Origin of the sequence: Actinotalea sp. JY-7876 (assembly GCF_014042015.1) — a bacterium.
Taxonomy (GTDB): domain Bacteria; phylum Actinomycetota; class Actinomycetes; order Actinomycetales; family Cellulomonadaceae; genus Actinotalea.
The window spans coordinates 3,453,172-3,478,113 of sequence record NZ_CP059493.1 but is presented as its reverse complement, the minus strand read 5'-3'; the positions used below and the strand labels follow the sequence as shown (position 1 = coordinate 3,478,113).

The 24,942-nt window shown below is 76.8% G+C and carries 24 protein-coding genes; 14 read left to right on the top strand and 10 right to left on the bottom strand.

The features are described 5' to 3' along the window. Positions 1 to 299: 299 nt before the first annotated feature. Positions 300 to 1,379, top strand: coding sequence for a hypothetical protein (locus H2O74_RS16110; RefSeq protein WP_182112499.1), 1,080 nt, complete (start codon positions 300 to 302; stop codon positions 1,377 to 1,379). Beyond that, entirely contained in the window at positions 1,376 to 2,050 is a 675-nt protein-coding gene (locus tag H2O74_RS16105) for a M15 family metallopeptidase (RefSeq protein ID WP_182112498.1), read from the top strand. The genes H2O74_RS16110 and H2O74_RS16105 overlap by 4 nt, the downstream gene beginning before the upstream one ends. 244 nt (positions 2,051 to 2,294) lie before the next feature. On the opposite strand, the gene hemL is transcribed toward H2O74_RS16105, so the two are convergent. The 8 genes from hemL to hemE all read right to left on the bottom strand — a co-directional run bounded on the left by hemL (position 2,295) and on the right by hemE (position 11,367). Further along, positions 2,295 to 3,632, bottom strand: coding sequence for a glutamate-1-semialdehyde 2,1-aminomutase (hemL, locus tag H2O74_RS16100; RefSeq protein ID WP_370525905.1), 1,338 nt, complete (start codon positions 3,630 to 3,632; stop codon positions 2,295 to 2,297). A gap of 179 nt (positions 3,633 to 3,811) precedes the next feature. Then, positions 3,812 to 4,795: a porphobilinogen synthase gene (gene hemB, locus H2O74_RS16095; RefSeq protein WP_182112497.1), complete on the bottom strand. Its 984-nt coding sequence runs from the start codon at positions 4,793 to 4,795 to the stop codon at positions 3,812 to 3,814. Continuing rightward, entirely contained in the window at positions 4,795 to 5,682 is an 888-nt protein-coding gene (locus H2O74_RS16090; RefSeq protein WP_182112496.1) for a uroporphyrinogen-III synthase, read from the bottom strand. Before H2O74_RS16090 ends, hemB begins: the two co-directional genes overlap by 1 nt. Continuing rightward, a complete protein-coding gene (gene hemC / locus H2O74_RS16085; protein WP_182112495.1) occupies positions 5,679 to 6,791 on the bottom strand; it encodes a hydroxymethylbilane synthase in 1,113 nt (370 codons plus the stop codon). The genes H2O74_RS16090 and hemC overlap by 4 nt, the downstream gene beginning before the upstream one ends. Beyond that, the gene (locus H2O74_RS16080) at positions 6,788 to 8,029 is read right to left on the bottom strand and encodes a ferrochelatase (RefSeq protein ID WP_182112494.1); all 1,242 of its coding nucleotides are present in this window, start codon (positions 8,027 to 8,029) and stop codon (positions 6,788 to 6,790) included. Before H2O74_RS16080 ends, hemC begins: the two co-directional genes overlap by 4 nt. After that, positions 8,026 to 8,724 (bottom strand): hydrogen peroxide-dependent heme synthase, encoded by a 699-nt coding sequence (gene hemQ, locus H2O74_RS16075; protein ID WP_182112493.1) that lies wholly within the window; start codon positions 8,722 to 8,724, stop codon positions 8,026 to 8,028. Before hemQ ends, H2O74_RS16080 begins: the two co-directional genes overlap by 4 nt. Positions 8,725 to 8,836: 112 nt before the next feature. Then, positions 8,837 to 10,303, bottom strand: a complete 1,467-nt coding sequence (hemG, locus tag H2O74_RS16070) for a protoporphyrinogen oxidase (protein ID WP_255491685.1) — start codon at positions 10,301 to 10,303, stop codon at positions 8,837 to 8,839. A gap of 5 nt (positions 10,304 to 10,308) precedes the next feature. Then, complete coding sequence (hemE, locus tag H2O74_RS16065; protein ID WP_182114345.1) at positions 10,309 to 11,367, bottom strand: uroporphyrinogen decarboxylase; 1,059 nt, start codon at positions 11,365 to 11,367, stop codon at positions 10,309 to 10,311. A gap of 74 nt (positions 11,368 to 11,441) precedes the next feature. On the opposite strand from hemE, the gene H2O74_RS16060 reads away from it, so the two are divergent. Both H2O74_RS16060 and H2O74_RS16055 read left to right on the top strand, forming a co-directional pair. Beyond that, on the top strand, positions 11,442 to 12,779 hold the full coding sequence (locus H2O74_RS16060) for a glutamyl-tRNA reductase (RefSeq protein WP_255491684.1): 1,338 nt from the start codon (positions 11,442 to 11,444) through the stop codon (positions 12,777 to 12,779). A 62-nt stretch (positions 12,780 to 12,841) separates the two neighbouring features. Next, entirely contained in the window at positions 12,842 to 13,660 is an 819-nt protein-coding gene (locus H2O74_RS16055; protein WP_182112490.1) for a hypothetical protein, read from the top strand. 16 nt (positions 13,661 to 13,676) lie between these two features. On the opposite strand, the gene purB is transcribed toward H2O74_RS16055, so the two are convergent. Continuing rightward, complete coding sequence (gene purB / locus H2O74_RS16050; RefSeq protein WP_182112489.1) at positions 13,677 to 15,173, bottom strand: adenylosuccinate lyase; 1,497 nt, start codon at positions 15,171 to 15,173, stop codon at positions 13,677 to 13,679. A 167-nt stretch (positions 15,174 to 15,340) separates the two neighbouring features. On the opposite strand from purB, the gene H2O74_RS16045 reads away from it, so the two are divergent. The 10 genes from H2O74_RS16045 (at position 15,341) to H2O74_RS16000 (ending at position 23,932) form a co-directional block, all read left to right on the top strand. Next, positions 15,341 to 16,093, top strand: coding sequence for a YbaB/EbfC family nucleoid-associated protein (locus H2O74_RS16045; RefSeq protein ID WP_182112488.1), 753 nt, complete (start codon positions 15,341 to 15,343; stop codon positions 16,091 to 16,093). Positions 16,094 to 16,169: 76 nt separating this feature from the next. After that, the gene (locus H2O74_RS16040) at positions 16,170 to 16,484 is read left to right on the top strand and encodes a hypothetical protein (RefSeq protein WP_182112487.1); all 315 of its coding nucleotides are present in this window, start codon (positions 16,170 to 16,172) and stop codon (positions 16,482 to 16,484) included. 55 nt (positions 16,485 to 16,539) lie between these two features. Continuing rightward, entirely contained in the window at positions 16,540 to 17,244 is a 705-nt protein-coding gene (locus tag H2O74_RS16035; protein ID WP_182112486.1) for a hypothetical protein, read from the top strand. Next, positions 17,241 to 17,681 (top strand): hypothetical protein, encoded by a 441-nt coding sequence (locus H2O74_RS16030; RefSeq protein WP_182112485.1) that lies wholly within the window; start codon positions 17,241 to 17,243, stop codon positions 17,679 to 17,681. The genes H2O74_RS16035 and H2O74_RS16030 overlap by 4 nt, the downstream gene beginning before the upstream one ends. A gap of 85 nt (positions 17,682 to 17,766) precedes the next feature. Continuing rightward, positions 17,767 to 18,543, top strand: a complete 777-nt coding sequence (locus H2O74_RS16025) for a DUF4129 domain-containing protein (protein ID WP_182112484.1) — start codon at positions 17,767 to 17,769, stop codon at positions 18,541 to 18,543. Next, positions 18,540 to 19,124 (top strand): hypothetical protein, encoded by a 585-nt coding sequence (locus H2O74_RS16020; RefSeq protein WP_182112483.1) that lies wholly within the window; start codon positions 18,540 to 18,542, stop codon positions 19,122 to 19,124. The genes H2O74_RS16025 and H2O74_RS16020 overlap by 4 nt, the downstream gene beginning before the upstream one ends. Before the next feature lie 77 nt (positions 19,125 to 19,201). After that, positions 19,202 to 20,161 (top strand): MoxR family ATPase, encoded by a 960-nt coding sequence (locus H2O74_RS16015; RefSeq protein WP_255491915.1) that lies wholly within the window; start codon positions 19,202 to 19,204, stop codon positions 20,159 to 20,161. Between the two features lie 10 nt (positions 20,162 to 20,171). Continuing rightward, a complete protein-coding gene (locus tag H2O74_RS16010) occupies positions 20,172 to 21,500 on the top strand; it encodes a DUF58 domain-containing protein (protein ID WP_255491683.1) in 1,329 nt (442 codons plus the stop codon). Next, complete coding sequence (locus tag H2O74_RS16005; protein WP_182112482.1) at positions 21,500 to 22,144, top strand: hypothetical protein; 645 nt, start codon at positions 21,500 to 21,502, stop codon at positions 22,142 to 22,144. Before H2O74_RS16010 ends, H2O74_RS16005 begins: the two co-directional genes overlap by 1 nt. Positions 22,145 to 22,417: 273 nt before the next feature. After that, a complete protein-coding gene (locus H2O74_RS16000; RefSeq protein ID WP_255491682.1) occupies positions 22,418 to 23,932 on the top strand; it encodes a hypothetical protein in 1,515 nt (504 codons plus the stop codon). A gap of 5 nt (positions 23,933 to 23,937) precedes the next feature. Here the strand turns inward: H2O74_RS16000 and H2O74_RS15995 are convergent, their stop codons facing one another. After that, complete coding sequence (locus H2O74_RS15995) at positions 23,938 to 24,903, bottom strand: DMT family transporter (RefSeq protein ID WP_182112480.1); 966 nt, start codon at positions 24,901 to 24,903, stop codon at positions 23,938 to 23,940. Between the last annotated feature and the right edge of the window lie 39 nt (positions 24,904 to 24,942).

Sequence of the window (24,942 nt, the reverse complement as noted above, 5' to 3'; positions counted from 1 at the left end):
CCCCCTGGCACCACCACCCCACCACCCACCACCCCGGCGCCCCGGCGTGCGGATGCTCGAACGCGCGCATCCGTGCACCTGGCCGCGTAAGGAACCCCTCCATCCGCGCAGATGCACGGATCCGCGCGAGTGAGCCGCGGGGGTGGCGTGCCTGCCGGTACGGGCGAGGGCGCCGGCTGCCGGGCGGGGCAGAGGGGCGGCGCGGGCCCACCGGCGCGCCGATGATCACGTGGCTCGCCGGGGACGGGAGAATCGCGGCGGCCGCGTGCCGCGCGCGGCCGTCGAGAGGTGGAGTAGCCATGCGCCTGCGCGCCCGGGCAGTGATGCTGTGGAACCACCTGGTCCGGGCGGCGGCGCGCCGCGCGTGGGTCATCGTGGTCGTCTGCTTCGCGATCTACGTGGCCCTGGACGCCCGCGGCGACTGGCCCCAGCTGCAGGAGTTCGTCCTCATCGTCGCCGGTGTCGCCGCGGGCGCGATCTTCCTGCCCGAGCTCAGTGCCTCGCTGTGGGACCTCGACCCCGACCGCATCCGTGGCCTCGTCCCGCTGCCCAAGGTCCGCGGGCTGCACCGGGCCGTGCTCGACGCGTCACTGGACGGCGACGAGGGCTCACGCAAGTGGTCGCAGGTGGTCTGGTCGGAGGCGGTCGAACCGTTGCTGGCCGCCGGCCACGAGCGCCGCTCGGTCGTGTGGGACCTCGCGTACGACATCGGCGTCCATCCCGGGCGCGAGGTCACCGTGGGCGCCCTCGCGGTGCCCACGACCTTCGTGACCACGCGGCTGCGCTCCCGGCGGGTGCTGCCGGTCGGCGCCGACGGCGTGGTCTGGGTGAGCGCCGCCCGGACGTCGTCGGCCCTGCACAACGAGTTCCAGCTCGCCGGCTGCATCCTGCGCGAGCTCGTGCCGCTGCCCGGCGTGGACCGGGACACCTGGCGCGAGGCGGTGCTCGAGCACTGCCGCGTCACCCTCAACGTCGGCGGCCGGTCCGTGCCGCTCGTGGTGGCCCACGGGGAGCCGATCCCCGACCTGGTGCGCTGGGAGGCCACGCTCGCCCCCGAGGACCGGCGCGACGAGCACGTCATGGTCGAGATCTCGTTCGACTTCCCGCTCGACCCCGCGACGACGACGTTCCCCGTGCTCTTCCCGCGCTACTTCTGCGCCGGCGCGACGCGCGTGGCGTTCACCCTCTACACGCAGGACCCGTCGCTGCAGCTCGAGGCCCAGCCGTTCCTCGCGCACGCACCCGGACGAAGCCTCGGCGACACCGCGAAGGAGTCGACGAAGATCCTGCAGCGGTACGTCTTCCAGGCGCCGCCCGAGTCGCTGGTGTGGCCGGGTTCGGGGGTGCACTTCGAGTGGACCACGCGGGTGACGACGTGAGCTGGCTCGCCCCCGTCCCGCCCGACGCGGTGGTCCCCACCGGGCTGCCGGCCGTCGCCGCGCCCGTGCCGGTGCTGGGCGCCGACGACGTCGTGGTCGCCGACGACCGCACGCCGCTCGTGCCGGTGCGCCCCGCGCTCGCGACCTTCGGCGTGTACGCCCACCTCCACCTGCCGTCCGTGCCCGCCGAGCCGCGGCTGCGGGCCGACGTCGTCGCGCGGCTGCGGGCCGCCGACCGGTCGCTGCCTCCCGGCTGGTCCCTGTGCGTCCTGGACGCCTGGCGGCCCCAGGCGCTGCAGCGGGAGCTCGTCGCCTTCTACGAGCGGGCGCACGGGGGGCCCGTGACCGGCTTCGTGGCCGACCCGGACGGACCGGTTGCGCCGCCCCACACGACCGGCGGCACGGTGGACCTCACGCTCGCCTGGCGCGGGCTGCCGCTCGCGCTCGGCACCGACTTCGACGCCTTCACGCCCGACGCGGCCCCGACGGCGCTCGAGGTCCCCGGCGCGGACCCCGCCACCCGCGACGCGCGGCGCCTCCTCGCCCACGTCATGGTGACGGCGGGCTTCGTCGTCAACGAGCAGGAGTGGTGGCACTGGGAGCACGGCACCCACCAGTGGGGCCGGGTCACCGGCACCCGCACGGTCCCCTACGGCCTCACGACCGCCTGACCCGGGCCCGCCGCTGCGCCCCCGGGCCCCGCTCACCCGCCGCCCCCGCGCCAGGTGCGGCGGCGGTGCGGATGCGCGAACGCGCGCATCCGTGCGGGTGGCCGCGTAAGGAACCACTCCAGGGGTGCAGGTGCTCGCATCCGAACATCTGTGCGGCGGGTGGAGCGGCCGGGTGCGGCGGCGCTGGGCCTGCCGCCGTGGGTGGGCTGGTGGTGCGTGGGCGGGTTGGGGTGGGCGGCTGGGCCTAGGCCGGCTCGGGGGTGGCCGCCGCCGCGGCGCGGGCGGCGGCGGGGAGCGCGTCGAGGATGCGGTTGACCGCCGCGTCGTCGTGGGCGGCCGAGACGAACCACGCCTCGAACACGCTCGGCGGCGCGTGCACCCCCGCCTCCAGGAGCGCGTGGAACAGGGCCGGGTAGCGGAACGCCTCCTGCTGCTGCGCCCGCGCGTAGTCGGTCACGGGCCCGTCGGCGGGGTCCACGAACGCCGCGCTGAACAGCGTGCCGGCCCGCTGGATCGAGTGCGCCACCCCCTGCGCGGCGAGCGCCGCGGAGAGGCCGTGGGACACGGCGTCGGCCGCTCGGGCGATCCGGACGTACGTCTCGGCGTCGGCCGCGCGCAGCGTCGCGAGCCCCGCCGCGGTCGCGACGGGGTTCCCGGACAAGGTGCCCGCCTGGTAGACCGGGCCCAGCGGAGCCAGCTGCTCCATGACGTCGCGCCGCCCGCCGACGGCGGCGACGGGGAGCCCGCCGCCGATGACCTTGCCGAAGGTCAGCAGGTCGGGGGCCCAGCCCTCGACGGCGCCCTCGAGGCCCCACCAGCCGGACGGCCCGGCACGGAACCCGGTGAGCACCTCGTCGAGCACGAGCAGCGCCCCGTGCCGGGCGGTGATCTCCCGAAGCGCGCGGTTGAACCCCGGCAACGGCGGCACGACGCCCATGTTCGCGGGCGCCGCCTCGGTGATCACGACGGCGATCCGGTCGCCGTGGGCGGCGAACGCGGCCTCGACCGCGGCGACGTCGTTGTACGGCAGGACGAGCGTCTCGGCCGCCGTCGCCGGCGTGACGCCCGCCGAGCCGGGCATCGCGAGCGTCGCCACGCCGGACCCGGCGGCGGCCAGCAGCGAGTCCAGGTGCCCGTGGTAGCACCCCGAGAACTTCACGACGAGCGGCCGCCCGGTCACGCCGCGCGCGAGGCGCACGGCCGTCATGGTCGCCTCGGTGCCGGTCGAGACGAAGCGGAGCCGCTCGACGGCCGGGACGCGCCGCCGGATCTCCTCGGCCAGGTCCGTCTCGCGCGCGGTCGGCGCCCCGAAGGACAGGCCGAGCGCGGCGGCGTCCTGCACGGCCGAGACCACGCCGGGGTGGGCGTGACCCAGCAGCGCGGGGCCCCACGACCCGACGAGGTCCACGTACTCGTGGCCGTCGGCGTCGGTGAGGTACGCGCCGCTCGCCGAGACCATGAACCGCGGCGTCCCGCCGACCGACCGGAACGCGCGCACGGGCGAGCTCACGCCGCCGGGCAGCACGGCCTGGGCCTCGGCGAAGAGCGCCTCGGACACGGGCACCTCGGTCCGGTCCGGCACCGCGCCGCCGCCGAGGGCGCGCTCCGCCGGCGCGACCTCGCTCGGCCCGTGGTCACCGGACGTCGAGCCGGCCTCCGGCACGCCGCCGACGGCGTCCACCGACGCCGTGCCGGTCACGCCACGACCGCCGGGGTCGCTGCTGATCGCACCGTCCGCCGTACCGCTGCCCGCGGGCTCGCTCACTGCTCCTCCTTCAGCCAGGACGCCAGCTCCAGCGCCCAGTAGGTCAGCACGGCGTCGGCCCCCGCGCGCCGGATGCTCACGACGGACTCGGTCACGGCCCGCCGGCGGTCGATCCAGCCGCGCTCCGCGGCCGCCTCGACCATCGCGTACTCGCCCGAGACCTGGTACGCCCACACGGGCACCGGGCTCGCGGCGGCCACGTCCGCCAGCACGTCCAGGTAGGACATCGCGGGCTTGACCATGACGACGTCGGCGCCCTCGTCGACGTCGAGCAGCGCCTCGCGCACGCCCTCGCGGCGGTTCGCCGGGTCCAGCTGGTACGTGCGCCGGTCGCCCTCGAGGGTGGACTCGACGGCCTCGCGGAACGGCCCGTAGAACGCCGACGCGTACTTGGCCGCGTAGCCCAGCAGCGCGACGTCGGACCGGCCGGCGCCGTCGAGCGCGTCGCGCACCGCGGCCACCTGGCCGTCCATCATGCCGCTGAGCCCCAGCAGGTGGGCGCCGGCCTCGGCCTGCGCGAGCGCCATCGCCCGGTACTGCTCGAGCGTCGCGTCGTTGTCCACCCGCCCGTGCGCGTCCAGGACGCCGCAGTGGCCGTGGTCGGTGAACTCGTCGAGGCACAGGTCCGCCTGCACGACGACGGCGTCGCCCACCTCCGCGACGACGTCGGCGATCGCGCGGTTGAGCACGCCCGCGGGGTCGCAGGCGGCGCTGCCGGTGGCGTCGCGCGTGGTGGGGACGCCGAAGAGCATGACGCCGCCGAGGCCGGCGGTCGCCGCGCGCGCGGCCACGGCACGCAGGCTGTCCCGGCTGTGCTGCACGACGCCGGGCATGGAGCCGATCGGCACGGGCTCGCTCGCCCCCTCGCGCACGAACAGGGGCAGCACCAGCTGCGCCGGCGTGACGTGGGCCTGCGCGACCAGGCGGCGCATCGCGGGGGTGGTGCGCAGGCGGCGCGGACGGACCGCGGGGAACGGCATCAGGACTCCTCGGGGGGACGGGGTGACGGCGGGGCCGCGGTCGAGACCCCCGGCGGGGCCGACGGCGCCCGCCCCGCCGCGTAGGCGGCGAGCGCGTCGACGAGCTCCTCGCCCGACGCCTGGGCGGGGACGACGTGCACGGGCAGCCCGTGCTCCCGGGCCGCCTGCTCGGTGCGCGGGCCGATGCAGCACACGACCGTGGTGGGCGGCGGGGTGCCGACGAGCTCGAGCAGGTTGGCGACCGTGCTCGCGGAGCTGAGCAGGACGGCGTCGAACTCGCCGGTCCGCACCTGCGTGCGCAGGCCCTCGCCGGGCACCGGTCCGGACAGCGTCCGGTAGGCCACGACGACGTCGACCTCCCAGCCGAGCCCACGCAGCCCGTCGGCGAGCGTCGGCTCGGCGAGGTCGGACTGCGGGAGCAGGACCCGCCCGGGCCGGCCGGGCAGGCGGACGACGTCCTCGGGGCGCGGGAACTCCGCGAGCAGGCCGCGGGCGGACCGCTCGCCGGTGGGCACGAGGGACGGCGTCACCGCGGCGCGCTCGAGCGCCCGCGCGGTGCCGGGGCCGACGGCGGCCACGCTCGTGTCGCCCACGAACGTGGCCAGCGCCGTCGCGGGCGTCTCGCGGCCCCGGTTGACCAGCGTCACCACGCGACCCGAGAGCGACTGCACCGTGGTGGCGCTGGTGACGACCAGCCAGTCGTAGTCGCCGCGCGCGAGGCGGTTGAGGACGGAGTCGAACGGCGTGAGGTCCTGCGGCGGTGCGAACTCGATGAGGGGTACGACGACGCTCTCGGCACCGTGCTGGTGCAGCATCCCGGCCACCCGCTCGCCCCACTCGCCACCGCGGGGGACGAGCACACGCCAGCCGGCGAGATCGGGCGTCACGCGTCGTCCTCGCCCGGGCGTCCCGCGCGTGCCCCGACCGAGGGCGCCCCGCCGTCGACGGGGCCCAGCGTCCCGGGCAGGTCCGCGAGCTCGGCGGCGCCGGCGAGGAGCAGGTGCCGCGCGACCTCCTCCCCGAGGCGGCGTGCCGCCGCGACCTGCGCCTCGCGCTGGGCGGGCAGCGGCACCGACGCCGACGAGCGCACCTGGCCGGCGCCGTCGGGCGCGCACACCACGGCGTCGAGGCGCAGCCGCTGACCGGCGCCGTGCCGCGCGGCGCCGGTGGCCCTCTCCACGGACCCGAGCGCGCCGATGGGGGCCGCGCACCCGGCCTCGAGCACCGTCAGCAGCGTCCGCTCGGCGGTCACGGCCAGCCGTGTGGGCAGGTGGTCGAGCGCGCGCAGCGCCTCCGCGACGGGCCCGGCGCCCTCGAGCAGCTCCGGCCGGCACTCGACGGCGAGCGCGCCCTGACCGGGCGCGGGCGCCATGTGCTCGGGGTCCAGCAGGTCGGTGACGGCGGAAAGGCGGCCGAGGCGCGCCAGACCGGCGGCCGCGAGCACGACCGCGTCGAGGTCACCGCCGGCGCCCGGCCCGCCCGCGGCGCCTCCGGCCACGCGGCCCAGGCGCGTGTCGACGTTGCCGCGGATGTCCTCGACCACCAGGTCGGGGCGCAGCGCGCGCAGCTGGGCGGCGCGCCGCGGCGACCCGGTCCCGACGCGGGCACCCGGGGGCAGCGTCGCGAGCGTGAGGCCGTCGCGCGCGCACAGCGCGTCGCGCGGGTCGACGCGCTCGGGGACAGCGGCCACGACCAGACCGGGTGCGGGCGCCGTCGGCAGGTCCTTGAGGGAGTGGACGGCGAGGTCGCACCGGTCGTCGAGCACGGCCTCACGCAGCGCGGCGACGAAGACGCCGGTGCCGCCGAGGGACGCGAGGGACCCGGTGAGGCGGTCGCCGTCGGTCCGCACCCGCACCTGCACGAGGTCGTCCGCGGCCAGGCCGGCGAGGCGGCGCAGCGCGTCCGCGACCATCCCGGTCTGGGTCGTCGCCAGGGCGCTGCCGCGCGTACCGAGCCGCAGCGCCGACCGGTCCGCGGGCCGCCCCTCGGCCGTCACGGTGCCAGGCCCGCCACCGCCGGCCGTGGCTCCGGCTCGCGCGCCGCGGGGTTGAGGCAGCAGCCCGGCCGGCACACGTCGTACCAGGGCCCGAGCGGTGTGAGCGCGGGACGCGGGCGCGGTGCCGAGGTCATGGCCTCAGTCTGCCCGGCGAGGCGCTCCTGGACGAGGTCCACCAGGCCGGCGACGAACGCCGGGTGCACCCCGGGCGTCGGGGCGCGCTCGGCCAGCAGGCCCGCGTCGCGCGCGGTCTCGAGCGCCTCCTCGTCCAGGTCCCACAGGACCTCCATGTGGTCGGACACGAAGCCGATGGGCGCGATGACGACGGCCTTGACGCCCTGGCCGGCGAGCTCGGTGATCGCGTCGTTGATGTCCGGCTCGAGCCACGGCGTCGTGGGGGCGCCGCTGCGGGACTGGTAGACGAGCGACCACGGGACGCCCGCGAGCGAGGCGCCGCGCGCCCCGGCGGTCGAGCCCGCGACGGGACCGTCGCTGCTGCCCAGGCTCGCCATGACGACGTCGGCCACCGCGCGGTGCTGGGCGCCGTAGGCGCCGTCCTCGCCCAGCTCGGCGCCGCGCGGGCCGGACGCGACGGCGGTCGACGTCGGGATCGAGTGCGTCACGAACAGGACGTGCGCGTCGCGCGAGAGGTCGGCGTCGCCGTCCCGCTCCACGAGGGCCACGTGGGCGCGCGTGAGCGCGTCGCGGACGCCGTCCACGAACGGCGTGACGAAGCCGGGGTGGTCGAAGTACTGGCGCACCTTGTCGATGACCATCTCGCCCGCCAGGCCGGTCTCGGCGAGCGCCGCCGCGAGGTCCTCGCGGTACTGGCGGCACGAGGAGTACGAGCTGTACGCGCTGGTCACGACGGCGAGCAGGCGGCGGTGGCCGGCCGCGTGCGCCTCGCGCAGCGCGTCGGCGAGGTAGGGGTCCCAGTTGCGGTTGCCCCACAGCACGGGCAGGTCGAGCCCGCGCGCGTCGAGCTCGGCGCGCAGCGCGGCCTGGAGCTCACGGTTCTGGGCGTTGATCGGGCTCACGCCGCCGAAGTGGCGGTAGTGGTGCGCGACCTCCTCGAGGCGCTCGTCCGGGATGCCGCGGCCCGCGGTGACGTTGCGCAGGAAGGGCAGCACGTCGTCCTGGCCCTCGGGCCCACCGAACGAGACCAGGAGGACGGCGTCGTACGGCGCCGGCGGCTGCGGGTCGCGGTCGGGCAGGGTGGTGGGATCGCAGACGCTCATCGGATGACCTCCGTGATCTCGTCGAGCTCGATGCGGCGGCCCGTGAAGAACGGGACCTCCTCGCGCACGTGGCGGCGCGCCTCGGTCTCGCGCAGGTGGCGCATGAGGTCCACGAGCTCCGTCAGCTCGTCGGCCTCGAACGCCAGCAGCCACTCGTAGTCGCCCAGGGCGAACGACGCGACCGTGTTGGACAGGACCTGCGGGTAGTCGCGGCCCTTGACGCCGTGCTCGATGAGCATCGCGCGCCGCTCGTCCGCCGGCAGCAGGTACCACTCGTAGGACCGCACGAAGGGGTAGAGCGTGAACCACGGCTTCGGCTCGGTGTCGCGCATGTACGCGGGCTGGTGGTCGCGCGCGAACTCGGCCGGCCGGTGCACGCCCATGCCGGACCACACCGGCACGAGGGGGGCGAGCTCCTGCGAGCGCCGCAGGGTGCGCGCGGCCCGCTGGAGGTCCTCGGGGGCGTCGCCGTGCAGCCACACGAGGAGGTCGGCGCCGGCGCGCAGCCCGGACACGTCGTAGGCGCCGCGGAGCACGACGCCGTCGGGCAGGTTGCCCGCGGCCTCGGTGACGGGCGGCGCCGTCGGGCCCGGTCGGGGTTCGCCGGTCGGTCGGCCCAGCACGGTCCACAGGGTCCAGGCGCCGGGGGTCGACCCGTGCTGCTGCGGCTGCGGAGGTGTGGCGGGGGAGGTCATGCTCAAAGTCTGCGCGACGTCCCGGAAATGCGGAAATCGCTGCCGCGCCGGGCCCCGCGGAGAAATGACATGACAATGCGTCAGAACGTTCTGACGAGCGGTCAGAACATTGTCATGCGTGATCGACGACGCGCGCGGCGGTCCTTCTCGCGTCGGCGACCACGGCGGCCAGCCCCGTGCCGGCCAGCCACGCACCGCAGGCCTCGAGGCCCGGTCGGTCGGCCAGGGCGGAGCGCACCCGCGCGACGCGCTCCCGGTGCCCGGGGCGGGCGTGCGGCAGTCCGGCCGGCCACGCCGTGCGCGCGAAGCCGACGACGTCGTCGGGCCCGAGGTCGACACCCAGGAGGCGGGCCGCGTCACGCGTGGCGACGGCGCGCAGGGCCTCCTCGGTCATCGACCGGGGGTCCTGCGCCTCGGCGGGCGTGCCGGCCGGCTCGGTGCCGGCCGGCTCCGCGCCGGCCGCGATCCCGTAGGAGAGGCGCACCACCTCCAGCCCTTGCGCGCGGGCGGCGAGCCACGGCCACTTCGCCGTCGCGTGCGTGAGCGCCTTCGCGCGGATGCCGGTCGCGGCACGCGCGCCGGCCGCCACGAGGAGACCGGTGCCCCGGGGGGCGTCGGCCAGCGCGGGGGCCCGGAGGACGAGGGTCGCGAGCACGACGCCGGTCTCGGCGGCGGCTCCGAGCCCTGCCGTCGGCGCGAGGTCGCGCAGGAGCCCGAGCGCCGCGGGCCCGGGCGCGGCGACGACCACGTCCCGGGCGCGCACGGCCGTCCCGTCGGCGAGGCCGACCTCCCAGCGGGCGTCCGGGGCGGCGTCGGGCGCCAGCCCTCGCAGCGAGGTGACGCGGGCGGCGAGGCGCACCTCGCCGCCACGGGCGCGCAGGTCGCGCTCCAGCGCCGTGACCAACCGGTGCATCCCGCCGTCGAGGCCCGCGACCGCCGACCCGGCCGGTGCCGCCGCCCGCACCGCCGCGACGGCCGCGGCGAGCGAGCCGTGGCGCGCGAGGCGGTCGCGGATCCCCGGCAGGACCGCGTCGAGGTCGACGTCGTCGGGGTGCGCCGAGTGCACGCCGCCGACCACGGGGGCGACGAGCCGCTCGAGGACGCGCGACCCCATGCGGGTGCGGACGAGGTGACCGACGCTCGCGCCGCCCGCGTCACCCCCGCCGACGCGCGCCGGGAGCACCCGGTCCAGGGACGCGCGCAGCGCCCCGACCAGCCCGATCGCCCGCCGGACGTCCGCCGCCCACGGGTCCCCGGGGATGCCCATCACGCCCGTGCGCGGCAGGGGCAGCGCGCGCCGGGGCAGCTGGAGCCACGCGCTGCGGGCCGCGGGGACGACGACGTCGTCGGCCAGGCCGAGGTCGGCCAGCAGGTCCGGCACCGCGCTCGACCGGGTCGCGAACGACTCGGCGCCGGCGTCCAGCGTCAGCCCGGCCACCTCGACGCCCGCGACGCAGCCGCCGAGGCGGTCGCCGGCCTCGAGCAGCAGGACGCGGCGCCCGGCGCGCACGCACTCCCGCGCCACGACGAGCCCGGCGACCCCGCCCCCCACGACGACGACGTCAGCGTCCCCGGGCACGGCCGTCACTCCTCGCCGTGGGCGAGCCGCACGATGCGCGTGAGCACGTCGGGGTCGGTCTGGGGCGGGACGCCGTGGCCCAGGTTGAGCACGTGCCCGGGCGCGGTGGCGCCGCGGCGCAGCACGTCGCGCACGTGCGCCTCGAGCACCGGCCACGGTGCGCCGAGGTAGGCCGGGTCGATGTTGCCCTGCAGCGGTGTGGTGCCGCCGAGGCGGCGGTTCGCCTCGTCGAGCGGGATGCGGTGGTCCACGCCGACGACGTCGGCGCCCACGTCGCGCATCGCCCGCAGCAGCTCGCCCGTCCCGGTGCCGAAGTGCACGATCGGGACGCCGAGGTCGACCACGTGCGACAACGCGCGGCTCGACGCGGGCGCGACGTGCTCCTCGTAGTCCGCCAGCGACAGGGAGCCGGCCCACGAGTCGAAGAGCTGGGCCGCGCTCGCCCCGGCCAGCACCTGGGCCCGCAGGAACACGCCCGTGACGTCGGCCGCCCAGTCCATGAGCGCGCGCCAGGTCTGCGGCTCCGCGTGCATGAGCGTGCGGGCACGCAGCTGGTCCTTGGAGGGCCCGCCCTCGACGAGGTAGCTCGCGAGGGTGAACGGTGCGCCGCCGAAGCCGATCAGCGGCGTGCCGCCCAGCGCCGCGACGGTGCGGGCGACGGCCTCCGTGACCGGGGCGAGCGCGTCCGGGTCGAGCGGCGCGAGCCGCGCGACGTCCGCGGCCGTGCGGACCGGCTCGGCGAAGACGGGGCCCGTGCCGGGGACGATGTCGACGTCCACGCCCGCCAGCAGCAGGGGCACCACGATGTCGCTGAAGAAGATCGCGGCGTCGACGCCGTGGCGGCGGACGGGCTGCAGCGTGATCTCGCTCGCGAGCTCCGGCTCGAGGCACGACGCCAGCATCGTCACGCCCTGGCGCACCTCGCGGTACTCGGGCAGCGACCGCCCGGCCTGGCGCATGAACCACACCGGCGCAGGAATGTGTTCCGCGTCACTCGAAATGCGTCCGGCCTCGCCGCGAAAAGCGCGGACCAGCGCGGAATGCGTCGTGCGGCCGTCGATCATGGGGTGTTCCTGAGGCAGCGTCACCCCGCGATTGTGCCAACCATTCTCGCGAATGATTGAATCGCGACGTTGTGGTGCTCCTGACCCTCACGGCGAGTCACCGCGACCTCGACCTCGACGTGCTGGAGCAGCTGAGCTCCGGGGGGCACTCGGTGGGGGCGATGGTCGTCGCTGACAGCCCAGACGTCACCGGTTGCGTGGTGCTCGCCACCTGCAACCGGTTCGAGGTGTACCTGGACGTCGCCGCCGCGCCCGACGACGACGCGGCCCTCGCGGACGTGGCGCGGGACGCCGTCGATGCGGTCGCCGCCGCGAGCGGCCTGGCGCACGAGGACGTCGCCGCCTCGCTCCAGCTGCGCTCGGGGCCGGCCGTGCCGCGACACCTGTTCACCGTCGCCTCCGGGCTCGACTCGATGGTGGTGGGGGAGCGCGAGGTCGCCGGCCAGGTGCGCCGCGCGCTCGGCACGGCCCGCCGCGACGGCACGACGTCGCCCACCCTGGAGCGCCTCTTCCAGGTCGCCTCGCGCACGTCGCGGGCCGTGGGGTCGCAGACGGGCCTCGGCAGCGCGGGGCGCTCGGTCGTGGGCGTCGCGCTGGACCTCGCGGGCCAGGCGGTGGACCTCTCCCGCGCCCGCGTGCTCCTCATCGGCACGGGCTCGTACGCCGGCGCGAGCCTCACGGCGCTGCGCGCGCGCGGTGTGACCGACGTGGCCGTGTACTCGCCGTCGGGCCGGGCGCAGGCGTTCGCGGCGGACCGCGGGCTGCGCGCGGTCGAGGCCGGCGGGCTCGGCGAGACGCTCGCGGAGGTCGACGTCGTCGTCTCGTGCAGCGGCGCGCTCGGTCCGGTGGTCGACGCCGCCATGGTCGCCGCGGCGCGCGAGCGCTCGGCAACGGTGGGCGCGCCGCGTCCCACGGTCCTCGTCGACCTCGCGCTCCACCACGACATCGACCCGGATGTCGCGCACGTGCCCGGGGTCGTGCTGATCGACCTCGCCGCCGTGCAACGTCACTCACCGACGACCGTCACCCCCGAGGTCGAGGCCGGGCTCGCGATCGTCGAGGAGCGCGTCGCGGAGCTCGAGGCGACGCTCGCCGAGCAGAGCGCCGTCCCCGCGGTCGTCGCGCTGCGCAGCCACGTGGAGCAGGTGCTCGACACCGAGGTCCAGCGGGCGCGGGCCGCGGCGCGGGCGCGGGGCGACGAGGCGGGCGCGGACCTCGCCGAGCGCGCGCTGCGCCGCTTCGCGGCCGCGATGCTCCACACCCCCGCGGTCCGCGCCCGCGAGCACGCGCGGCGCGGTCGGCACGCGGAGTACCGTGACGCGGTCGAGGTGGTCTTCGGCGTCGACGTGCCGCGCGACGGCGCACCGGCCGTGCGGGCTGACCGGTCCGCCCCTCGGCACCGTGCTGACTGAGGCCTGACGGGTCTGCGGCTGCCGGACCACCCCCACCCGCCGGACGAGCCCTCGGAGCAGCCATGACCTCATCGGGTGTCGGACGCGTCTCGGCGTGGCGCTGGGCGGTGCCCGGTGCGGTGATCGTGACGGTGGGCGCAGCCGTCGGCCTGGCGGGCCTGATGGGGCTCGTCGGCGTGCTGGGAGCCACGGCAGGCGGCGCGGACGGCGCCGGGCGCGTCCTCGCGGGCGCGTTCGTGGGCCTCTTCGGGGTCGCGATGCTCCGCGGTGGCCTGCGTTCTGCCGACCGGTTCCACGCCGTCGGGGTCGAGCGTCCCCTGCACGACCTGGCTCAGGTCGCGCTCGGCGACGGGTACCACGACGGCCTCGAGGCGCTCGGCGTGGACCCTTTCTACGTCGCGACCGGCCTGCTGCCGCAGGCCACCCTCGCGGTCGACGGGTCCGGCCTCGAGCTGTGGTTCGGGGGCCGCCGTCCTCAGCTCCGCGCGAGCGTGCCGTGGCACCGCGTCGAGGCGGTGATGCCCGCCGCGTCGCACACCGCGGGCAGCGCGACGGCGCCGGCCGCGGCGCTCGAGGCGGGCGGCGAGCGGCTGCTGCTCGTGCCGCGCCGGGGGACGGTCGCGCACGGGTGGGCGACGCTCGACGAGGTGCTCGCCCTCATCGACCACCTCGAGCGGCTCCGCACCGGCGAGGAGCCGGAGGGCGAGCTGTTCGATCCCGAGGTGCCGGTGACCGACGCCCCCTATGACGACGAGCCGCGGCCCGCTGCGCCACCGACCCCGACCTCGACCCCGACCCCGACCGCAGCGACCAGCATCGAGGAGCGGATCCGGCGGCTCTCGCGGCGCGACGGGCCCGGGGCCGGCGCCCCGCAGGGGTGACTCCGGCCGGACGCCGTCAGGCGTCGAGGAACCGCACCAGGTCCGCGGCCGCGCCCGTGTAGGTGGCCGGCGTCATCGCGGCGAGGCGTGCGGCGACGTCGTCGGGCAGGCCGAGGCCCAGGACGAAGGTGCGCAGGTCGTCGCCCGTGATGCGGCGGCCCCGCGTGAGCTCCTTGAGGCGCTCGTACGGCTCGTCCATGCCCGGCACGCCCGCGACGCCGGCGGCGCGCATGGCCGACTGGACGGCCTCGCCGAGCACCTCCCAGTTGGCGTCGAGGTCGCGCGCCATCGCGGCGGCGTCGACGTCGAGACCGGCGAGGCCCCGGCGCACGTTGTCGATCGCGAGCAGGGAGTGGCCGAACGCGGGTCCGATGTTGCGCTGCGTCGTCGAGTCCGTCAGGTCCCGCTGGAGCCGGGACGTCACGAGTGTGGCCCCGAGGCTGTCGAGCAGGGCGCACGAGATCTCGAGGTTGGCCTCGGCGTTCTCGAAGCGGATCGGGTTGACCTTGTGCGGCATGGTCGACGAGCCGACGGTGCCCTGCCCGCGGACCTGCGCGAAGTAGCCGAGGGAGATGTACGTCCACACGTCCGTCGCGAGGTTGTGCAGCACGCGGTTGAAGCGCGCGACGTCGGCGTAGAGCTCGGCCTGCCAGTCGTGGGACTCGATCTGCGTCGTCAGCGGGTTCCAGGTGAGGCCCAGGTGCTCGACGAACGTGCGCGAGACCTCGACCCAGTCGGCGTCGGGGACCGCGGCGAGGTGGGCGCCGTAGGTGCCCGTCGCACCGTTGAGCTTGCCCAGGTACTCGGCGCCCTCGATGCGGCGCAGCTGGCGGCGCAGGCGGTGCGCGAGCACGGCGAGCTCCTTGCCGAGCGTCGTCGGCGTCGCCGGCTGACCGTGGGTGCGGGCCAGCATCGGCACCGCGGCGTGCTCCCGGGCCATGGCGGCGACCTCGTCGACGAGCGCGCGCGCCGCGGGCAGCCAGACGTCGCGCACCGCGCCCTGGACCATGAGGGCGTAGGACAGGTTGTTGACGTCCTCGCTCGTGCACCCGAAATGGACGAGCTCGGTGACCTGCGGCAGCACCGTGCCCTCGCCGAGGACCGCGGGCGCGGCGGCGATGCGCTCCTTGAGCAGGTACTCGACGGCCTTGACGTCGTGCACCGTGACCCGCTCGGTGGCCGCGAGCTCGGCGACGGTGCTCGCGTCGAAGTCCAGGACGACGTCGCGCAGGTACGCCACGTCCGCGTCCGCGAGGGCCGGGGCTCCCGGCAGCACGCGCTGCGCCGCGAGGTGGATGAGCCACTCGACCTCGACGTGCAGCCGCTCGCGGTTCAGCGCGGCCTCCGAGAGGTGGTCGACGAGCGGCGCCACGGTGCCGCGGTAGCGGCCGTCGAGCGGGCCGAGCGCGATCGCGGGCGTCTGCTCCGCGAGGCTGCGCCGTGCGCGGAGCGGGGCGGCGGCCCCAGCGGGCTGCGCGGCGTGGTCGGTCCGGTGGGGATCGGTCGCAGACATGACGCGATCCTCCCAGACGGACGTCGGCGCCCGCGGCCCGCGTCCACGACGCTCGATCGGGTGATCACGGCCCCGTCGTGCTGCGCTCCCTTCCCTTCGGGGCCATGCTCTGCTGTGATCCGTGCCACGCGCGACCGCGCGGAGGGCGAGGACAAGGGGGCAGACGGGTGGACCAGATCGAGGCGTTCGCGGACCGCCGCGACGAGATCGACCGCATGCAGCAGCGCTTCGAGCGCGCGAGCGGCGCGGCGGAGGGCACCTTCACGGGCACCGACGCGACGGGCACGGTGACGGTCGTCGTCACGCCGACGGGCCACTTCGTCGAGGTCCGTGTGCCCGTGACGTGGCGCGACGAGCTCGCGCCCGAGGGCCTGGCCCCAGCCGTCATGGACGCACGCACCGAAGCCGCCATGGCGCGCATGGCGCAGTGGGGCGAGGCGGTCGCCGACGAGCTCGACGCGCCGGCGCCCGCGACGCGCCCGCTGCCCCCGGCCTACGAGTCCCTGGCCGGCCGGATCGATGAGTACGTGACGCGTCACGCCTCCCCGGAGGAGGCGCAGGCCACGACCGACGCGTTCGCGGAGTTCCTGCGCGAGGTGCTCGCGAGCATCGACGAGGCGAAGGCGGAGGTTGCGCGTGCGCAGAGCGCCGAGATCGTCGGCACGAGCGAGGCCGGGCACGTGCGCGTCGTCGTCAACGGCACGGGCGACGTCGTCGGCGTGCGCTACGACGAGGGCTGGCTCGAGCGCGCGCACCCGGCCAACATCGGACGCGAGACGGTCCAGGCGCAGGCCGCCGCGCTGCGGGCGGCGGGCGGCCGCACGCCGGCCTCGGTGGTCGCGGGCACGCGGCTGGGCGAGCTCGAGCGGCTCGCGAACGACCCGGAGGCGCTCGCGCGCCGACTTCGCATGACCCGGTGACACGAGCCGCCGGCTCGGCCAAGGTGTAGTCCGACCGGGGCACGCGCCCCGGTCACCGTCGAGGAGGGGGAGCAGCATGTCGTTGGATGTCGCGCTCGAGGCGCTGAGCAAGGACGCGGGCATGTGGGGAGGGGTCTCCGACGTGCTCTCCACGGCGAGCTCCACCACGGTCGGGATGACCCTCGTCACGAGCGAGCTCTCGTGGGCCGCGGAGGTCGTTGGCCTGGTCCCCGTGTACGAGGCCGCCCGCGCGCGGCTGCAGACGCTGCTCAGCGAGGGCGCGACGGAGACCGAGACGATCTCCACGACGCTCAAGCAGGTCAAGGCGGCCTACGAGTCGAACGACGCGGCGCAGCGCGCCGCCTTCGCGGGCCTCTGGCAGCCGAAGTAGCGCCGGCTCGCCCGCCGTACCCCCGACACCCCGAACGACAGCGGAAGGCACCACGATGCAGCAGATCCTCGACCTGCTCGACGAGGTCGACCAGGCGGTCCACGACCTGGCCGACAACGTCAACCACTGGCTCGGCAAGATCCCCAGCTGGGCCTCCTGGGTGGGCGACAAGATCATGGACGCGTGGAACTGGCTGATGGAGAAGGCCCAGGAGTTCTGGGACAACGTCTCGTTCATCGCCCAGAACCTGGGAGAACCAGGCCTGATCTCGTCCACCGCGAGCTCGTGGAACACGAGCGTCGGCGGCACCGTGAGTGCCCAGGTCCAGGTCGCCGAGGCGGGCAACCTCGAGGTCGACGACACGTGGACGGGCTCCGCGGCGCAGACGTACGCGCAGCGCATCAGCCTCCACAAGACGGCGCTCGACAAGATCAAGTCGAGCATGACCGACGGCATCACCACCGCCCTCGACGCCGTGAAGACCGGCATCTACGTCTTCTGGGCGGCGATGGTTGGCGCGCTCCTCGCGCTGATCGCGGGCATCGTGGGGGCCCTCGCCTCCTCGGCGACGATCTTCGGCATCCCCGCGGGCATCTTCATCGCGGCCGGCGCGTACGGCATCGCCCTCGGGGCGATCTGGGGCGGCGGGACGAAGCTCAAGTCGGACTGCACGTCCGCCCGCAACACGCTCGAGCAGAAGGTCATCAACGAGAACACGGGGTTCCTCAACGGGCACTGGCCCGCGGGCGCCGTGTCGTGACGCACGCGGACGCCGCGCGGCGCCGGGTGCTGGCCGCGCGCGTCGCGTATGCCGTGCTGGCCGTGGTGCTCTCGGTGGCCATGGCGGTCCTGCTCTGGCGCGCCGTCCCGACCGAGGGCGACCGCGCTGCGGTGCTGGCCGGCGTCGCGGGCCTCGCGGTCGTGCTGGGCGCCGTCCTGCTCGCGGTCGCCGTCGCGGCGCGGCGCGCGGCACGCGCGGGAGCGGCGCCCAGCGCGGCAGCCCGTGCCGCCGCCGCGGCCACGTCGGTGGCCGCTCTCGTCCTGCTGGCGGTCGTCGTGGCGGTGGCCGTCGACGGGGCCGACGAGCCGGTGACGGCACCCCTGGCCTTCTTCGCCGGCGTGCCCCTGCTGCTGGAGCTCGTCCTCGGGTTCGCCTCCGCGTCCCTGCCCCGCTCGACGGCGGGCGTGGACCGCTGAGGCGCGGAGGCGACGCGCCGCGCGACCGCGGGTGAGAACGCCGGGTCGCGTTCCGCGGCGCCGCTTCGTCGTCGATGATGTGCCGATGGACCCGACGGCGAGGACCGGTGACGCGTCGCGCGCCCCGGGCGCCCGCCGCGCGTCCGGCGGCGCGGGCGAGCCGCCACCGGCGCTCGGGCGCGGGGCGCTCGTCGTCGTGCTCCTGGTCACCGCCGTCCTCGCCGCGTCGCTCGCCGGGCCGTGGGACCCGCCCCTGCGCGGGGCGGACCTGCCCCTGCCGGCCGTGACGCAGGCGCCCGCGGCGACCCCCGAGCCGGACCCGATCCGGGAGGCCCTCGAGCAGGTCGACAGCGAGCCGTGGGACCTGACGTGGCTGGGCGTCGTCCTCGCCGTCGCGGCGCTCGCCGGTCTGGCCTACCTGGCCTACCGGGTCGTCCGCGCCCTGCCGCCCCGCCGCGGCGAGGACGCGCCCGACGACGCCGGTGTCGAGGGCGCGGGCACGGTGTCCGTGCGCGCGGCCGAGCCCGACCTGCAGACCCTGCGCGATGCCGTCCGGGGCGCCGACACGCACCTCGCCGCGCGCGTCCCGCCCGCGGACGCCGTGATCGCCGCCTGGGTCGCGCTCGAGGAGGCCGCCCAGCGCTCGGGCGTCCCGCGCGACCCCGCCGCCACGCCCACGGAGTTCACGCTCGACGTCCTGGACCGCACGCCCGTCGACCCGGCCGCCGGCCGCGTGCTCCTGGCGCTCTACCTGCGCGCCCGCTTCAGCACGGAGCCGCTCGGTGCGGACGACGTCGCGGCGGCCACGACCGCGGTGCGCACCCTCGCCGCCGGCCTCGCCGAGCGAGGTGACGCCCCGTGAGGCTGCTGGCGCCGGCCCTGCCCCGGTGGGCCCTGCCCCGGTGGGCCTGGCCCTTCGTGGCCGCGGTCGTCGCGGGCCTGGTCGGGGCCGGGGTCGGCCTGCGCCCCGTCGACGCGCTCCTCGTCGGGCTCGTCACCCTGGTGCTGGCCACGGTGTGGCTCGCGCTCCCGGGCGGCCAGGAGGACCCGTGGCGACCGGGCCGTCCGGACGACGCGGCCGGCACCCGCAGCGAGCTGTCCGTCCTGACCTGGGCCTTCGTCGGCCGGGACGGGCGCGTGAGCGAGGCCGCCGTGCGACACCTTCGCGGGCTCGCGGGCCGGCGCCTCGCGCGCCTGGACCTCGCCGACGTCGACGACCTCACGCCGCTGCCCGCCGGAGCGCTTCCGGACGAGGCGCGTGACCGCGCCCGCGCCCGTGCGCGCGCCGCGCTGGGGGACCGCGCCTGGGCGGCCCTGACCGCGTCCGGCGGCTGGATGCCGTCGCTCGCCGACGTCGCGCACTGCGTCGACGTCATCGAACGCCTCGGCGCCCCCGCGCCCGCCGAACCGCCAGCACGTCCGACCGAAGGGCCCACCTCGTGACCGCACCCACCCCGCCGCCCACCCCGCCGGCCGCCCCGACGGGCGCCGACGCCGTCGGGCCGGCCGAGGCCGCGCCGCTGTCCCCGTCCGAGGTCGCCGTCCGGGCCGACGCCGTGCTGCGCGAGGTCGGCACCGCCGTCGTCGGCATGGCCGAGCCGCTGCGCATCGCGCTCGCCGCGGTCCTCGCGGGCGGGCACGTGCTCTTCGAGGACGTCCCCGGGCTCGGCAAGACGCTGGCGGCCCGCAGCCTCGCGACGGCGCTGGGGCTCGACTTCCGGCGGATCCAGTGCACGCCCGACCTGCTGCCGTCCGACATCACCGGCTCGGCGGTCTACGACCCGCAGAGCACGTCCTTCCGCTTCCGGCCGGGGCCCGTGTTCACGGGCCTGCTGCTCGCGGACGAGATCAACCGCACCGCGCCCAAGACGCAGTCCGCGCTGCTCGAGGCGATGGCCGAGCGCCAGGTCACCGTCGACGGCGAGACGTACCCGATGGCGCGGCCGTTCCACGTCATGGCCACCTCGAACCCGGTCGAGTACGAGGGCACCTACCCCCTGCCCGAGGCGCAGCTCGACCGCTTCATGGTGCGGCTGGCCGTCGGCTACCCCGGCCGCGAGGCGGAGGCGGACGTCCTGGGCCGGCGCCTGGGCCGGCGTCAGGAGGCCGCGCCCGTGCAGCGCGTGGTGGACCCCGCCACCCTGCTCGCGATGCAGGCGGGCGTCGAGGCGGTCGAGGTGGACGACGACGTCGTCCTGTACTGCGTCGACCTGGCCGCCGCGACCCGCGCGCACGACGCGGTCGACGTCGGCGCGTCGCCGCGCGGGTCCCAGGCGCTGCTGCTCGTCGCCCGCGCGCTCGCCGTGCTGTCGGGCCGCGCGTTCGTGGCGCCCGAGGACGTCAAGGCCGTCGCGGTGCCCGCCCTCGCGCACCGGCTCACCCTGACGCCCGCGACGTGGGCGGCCGGCGTTGCGGCGCAGGACGTCGTGGCCGAGGTCGTGGCGCGCGTGCCCGGGCCGGCGACGGTGCCGCAGCGGTGAGCGGGACGCCGTGAGGGCGGGCGGGCGGGACGCCGCGCAGCCCGGGCCGGGCGCGCCAGCGCCGTGGGCGCCGACGCCGGGCCTCGTGTGGGCGGTGGGCGTGGGCCTCGTGCTGCTCGTCCTGGGGGTCCTGGGGGGCCGTCCCGACGTGGCCCTCGTCGGGACGCCCGCGGTGCTCGGCGCCCTCGGCGCGGTGATCGCCCGACCGCGCGGCGCGGTGTGGGCCGACGTCGTGCCCACCGCCGGGGAGGCGGCCGCGATCACGGGCGACCTCCACCTCGCCGCGCCGCCCGGCACGGAGGCGGTCCGTCTGCGGCTGACCCGCAGCGGGCACGGCGCGACCGAGGCGCTCGTCCGGGTCCCGGGCCGTCGCACCGTCGGGCTGCGGGCGCGGTCCGTGCGCACGGGGCCGCAGGAGGTCGTGCGCGTCGAGCACCAGGGCGTCGGGCCGGGCGGGTTCCTCGTCGGCCCCGTGGCGGCGGAGGCGGCGCCGACGGTGCTCGTGCTGCCGCGTCCCCGTGCCGTCGCCGCGCTCCCGCTCCCGGCCCGCCTGCGCGGCCAGGGCGGCCAGCACGAGGCACGGCGCGCCGGCGAGGGCGGCGGCCTGCGCGACATCCACCCGTTCCAGCCGGGGGACACGCCGCGACGCATCGACTGGCGCGCGACCGCCCGCCGCTCGCCGCACCTGGAGCAGCTCTACGTGCGCCGGACCCTCGCGATGTCCGAGGCCGTCGTCACCCTGGTGGTCGACTCGCGCGACGACGTGGGGCCGGACCCTCGCACGTGGAGCGGCATCCGTCCGATCCGGCCCGACGACGCGACGTCCCTGGACCTCGCGCGCCAGGCGGCGGCCACCGTCGCCCAGGGCTACCTCGCGTCCGGCGACCGGGTGGGCGTCGAGGACCTCGGCGTGCGGCGGCGCGCGCTGCGCCCGGGTGCCGGGCGGCGCCAGCTCGAGCGCGTCGTGCACCAGCTCGCGCTCCTGCGGCCCGAGGGCGCGCCGTCGCGTCGCGTGCGCGCACCGCACGTCACCGCCGGCAGCCTGGTGCTGCTGTTCAGCACGTTCCTCGACCCGGAGGCGGCCGAGCTCGCGCGCGGATGGCGCCGCGCGGGTCACCGCGTCGTCGCGGTCGACGTGCTCCCGCGCCCGCACGTGCGCGGCCTCGACCGGCGCGAGCGCCTGGCCCTGCGGATCGTGACGATCGAGCGCTCCGACCGCCTGGCCGACGTCGTCGCCGCGGGCGCCGAGCTCGTGCGGTGGTCCGACGACGCCGCCCCGGCACGCCTCGCGGCGCTCGCCCGGCTCTCGCACCGGCGGCCCGGGCGGGGGGTCGGCTGATGCCGGGGCGCGGCGCGGGCGACCGCGTGCGGCGCGCGCTCGGGCTGCCCGCGCGCCGCGGGGTGCCCTCGCCGCCGCGGGTCGAGGTGCTCCTCGACGGCGCCGTCCCGGGATCCGTCGTGCGGATCGCCGCGGCCCTCGTCGTCGTGGGCGTGGTGGTGCTCGTCACCGGTGGCCGGACCGTCGGGGTGGTCCTGGGCGCCGTCGCCGCGGCCGGCGTGCTGTGGCGCCCGGCCTGGCCGGTCGTCCCCGTCGTGGTGCTGCTCGCCGGGTTCGTGGTGCTGGCCGGGCCGGACCTGCTCGCGGCGCCCCGTCCGGGCGAGACGCCGGGGCTCTGGCGCGCCGCCGCGCTCGTCCTGGGCTGCCACGTCGCGCTGCGGCTCACCGAGCTCGCGAGCCGCATCGCGTGGCGGGGCGTGGTGGACCTGGCGCTGCTCGCCGCCGTCGGCCGCTCGGTGCTGGGCGTCCAGCTCGTGGTTCAGGGCGCCCTGCTCGCGGTCGTGTGGCTGCGCTCCGGGCCCGTGGGCGCGCAGGCCGGCCAGGGCTGGCTGCGCGTGCTCGCCGTCGTCGCGGTGGTCGGCGTGACGCTGCTGGTCGTGCCGCGCGGGTGGCTGCGCGACGGCTGGCGCCGGGGCGAGGACTGACGGCCGGCCTCGCCCGCCCCGCGCTCGGTCGTGAGCAGTACCCGTGGTCCCTCGTGAGAGGTACGCGCCGTCCCGCGCTACCTCCGCAGGTGGTACCGCCAGCGGCGCGACGCGTGGGAGGTTCGAGCGAGATCGATCATCGTCGTCACGCTCGCCGCCCGGAAGGACCCCCGCATGCCCCTCAGCCCCGGCCACTGTCCGAACGCCCGACCAGGTGCACGCCCGGGCCGGACGGCGCCGGTCGCTGCCGGGCTGGCCCTGGCGCTCGGTTCCGTGCTGCTGGTCGGCTGCTCCCCCGCGGAGCTCACCGCGGAGGAGCGGTCGACCACCGCCCTGCACCCGGCGTCCGACGAGATCGGCGCGATCGTCGCCGGATTCGCCCCCGAGGGCTGCACGGACGCCTCGCTGCCCGTCACGGTCGAGGAGGAGCGCCTCGCCGCCGTCCTGCCGGACCAGGCCGACCCGTCCCGGCCGGCCGACCGGACGTTCGCACGCGCGATGGTGGAGGGCGCCGGGTTCGGTGAGTTCACCGCCGCCTTCGCGGACGAGGTCTGCGGCCAGCAGTCGCTCGCCGGTGCGACGACCGTCGTCGAGCGCCTGGGCACCGCGCTGTGGCGGGACGCCGTGGCCCGGGCCCAGTCCACCGACGGCGTCACCGGGGAGCTGCCGGCGAGCGACGACCGCCCGCTGTACTGGACGCGGCTGGAGGCCATGGCCGTGCTCCACCAGTGGAGCCCCGACGTCGCGCTCGCCACCGGGGAGAGGGCGTCGCTGGTCGAGGCCTTCGACCGGGCGTCCCGCGGCATGGGCGACATCGACCTGCCGGCGGGCGACCAGGTGACGCGGGTGCTGGTGAGCGGGTTCGACCCCTTCAGCCTCGACGGCGGCACCACGGGCCGCGCCCGGGGAACGGTCGGCAACCAGATCCGCCACGGCAACCCGTCCGGCGCGACCGCCCTGGCGATCGACGGGACGACGACGACGGCGCCCGACGGCACCACCGTGCACTACGAGGCAGTCACGTTGCCGGTGAACTACGCCGAGTTCGAGCGCGGGTACCTGGAGGACGCGGTGGGCCCGCTGCTGGAGCCCGGTGACGCGCGCGTGGATGCGTCGATCACCATGAGCCAGGGGGGCGGTTCGGCGTTCGCCCTGGAGCAGTGGAACGGCCGCTACCACGGCGACATCGCCGGCAACGACGACGTCGCGCCGTGCCCGCCGACCGGTCTGACGGGCGCCCCGCAGCTGGCGAAGGACAACCCCGGCTGCAACATCCAGGTGCCGGAGCGCTGGGGTGGCGGGGAGTCGCTGACGGACCCGCCCCAGTGGACCGCGTCGACGCTGCCGATCGAGCAGATGATCGCGGCGCGCACGGGCGCGGACGTCCCCCGCCCGCCGGGCGACACGTGGGAGGACGAGTCGGTGGCGTTCGGCGTGCTGTGGAACACGAGCTTCACGTACTTCCCCCGCTGCGACTCCCGCGACCTGGAGGACGTCTTCCAGCGGGAGGACGCCTACCCGCCCGCCGTCGAGCCGACGCCCCCGCCCGAGGACTCCTGCGCGCGCAGCGGCGGCGGGGGTGCCTACCTCTCGAACGAGTCGGGCTACCGCAACACGCTGCTGCGCGACCGGGCGGGGCTCGACATCCCGGCGGGGCACATCCACACCCCCGACATGCAGCACTTCGACACCGAGTTCGCCGTGACGGACGCGACGTTCGAGGCGTGGCGCGACGCCGTCGTCGCCCAGGCGCGCGAGCTCGTCGCGGTGGTGGGTGCCCACAGCTGACCTCGTCAGTGCGCCGCGACGGCGTCGGGCGCCGGGGTCGCCCGCGGCCGCCGGCGGGCCGTCTCGGCGAGCGCGACGCCCGCGAGCACCACGGCCCCGCCGACCAGCTGCACCCACGTCATGGCCTCGGAGAGCACGAGCCACGCCGCGGCGGCCGCGCCGACCGGCTCGATCATGCCGATGATCCCGGTCCGCGCCGCGCCGAGGCGCACGACCCCCACGAGGATCAGCACGTACGGCACCACGGTCCCGAGCACCACGACGTACGCGAGCAGCACCCACAGCGGCAGCTCGGCGCCCGCGAGGGCTCCGGGCAGCGCGACGTCGTCGGCCAGGACGCGCGCGTCGAACGTCCACAGCGGTTGGACCGCGACCCAGAACAGCGCCGCGAACACCATCGACCACGTCTGGGTCGACAGCGGGTCCCGGTGGCGGACGAGGCGGTCGCCGAGCAGGTAGTACGTGGCGAGGGAGACGGCGGCCCCGGCGGCCGCCACGAGACCGAGCACGTCCAGCCGCACGCCCTCGCCCACCTGGGCGACGAGCGTGAGCCCGGCCAGGCACGCCGCGAGCGCCCACCACACGCGCGCCCGCACCTCCTCGCGGAGCACGAACCTCGCCCACAGCGCCACCAGCAGGGGCGCCGTGTACTCGACGAGCAGCGCGAGCCCCACCGGCAGGCGCGAGATCGCGACGAAGTACAGCCACTGGACCATCGCCATCCCGACCGTGCCGAGCACGGCGAGGGCCGCGAGCTCCCGCCCGCGCGGCAGGCGCGTGCGCGGGGCCAGGGCGAGCAGCACGACGACGAGCACGACCGCCGAGCCCAGCGAGCGCAGTTCCACGAGGCGCGTCGGGCTCAGGCCGGCCTGCATCGCGAGCTTGGACACGGTCCCGTTCACGGCGAACAGCAGCGACGCGACGACGACGGCCGCGACGCCCGCGGCGGTGCGGCGCGCGGAGGTGGTCACGCGCGGAGCCTAGGCCGGGCCGGGGCGCGCCGGGCCCAC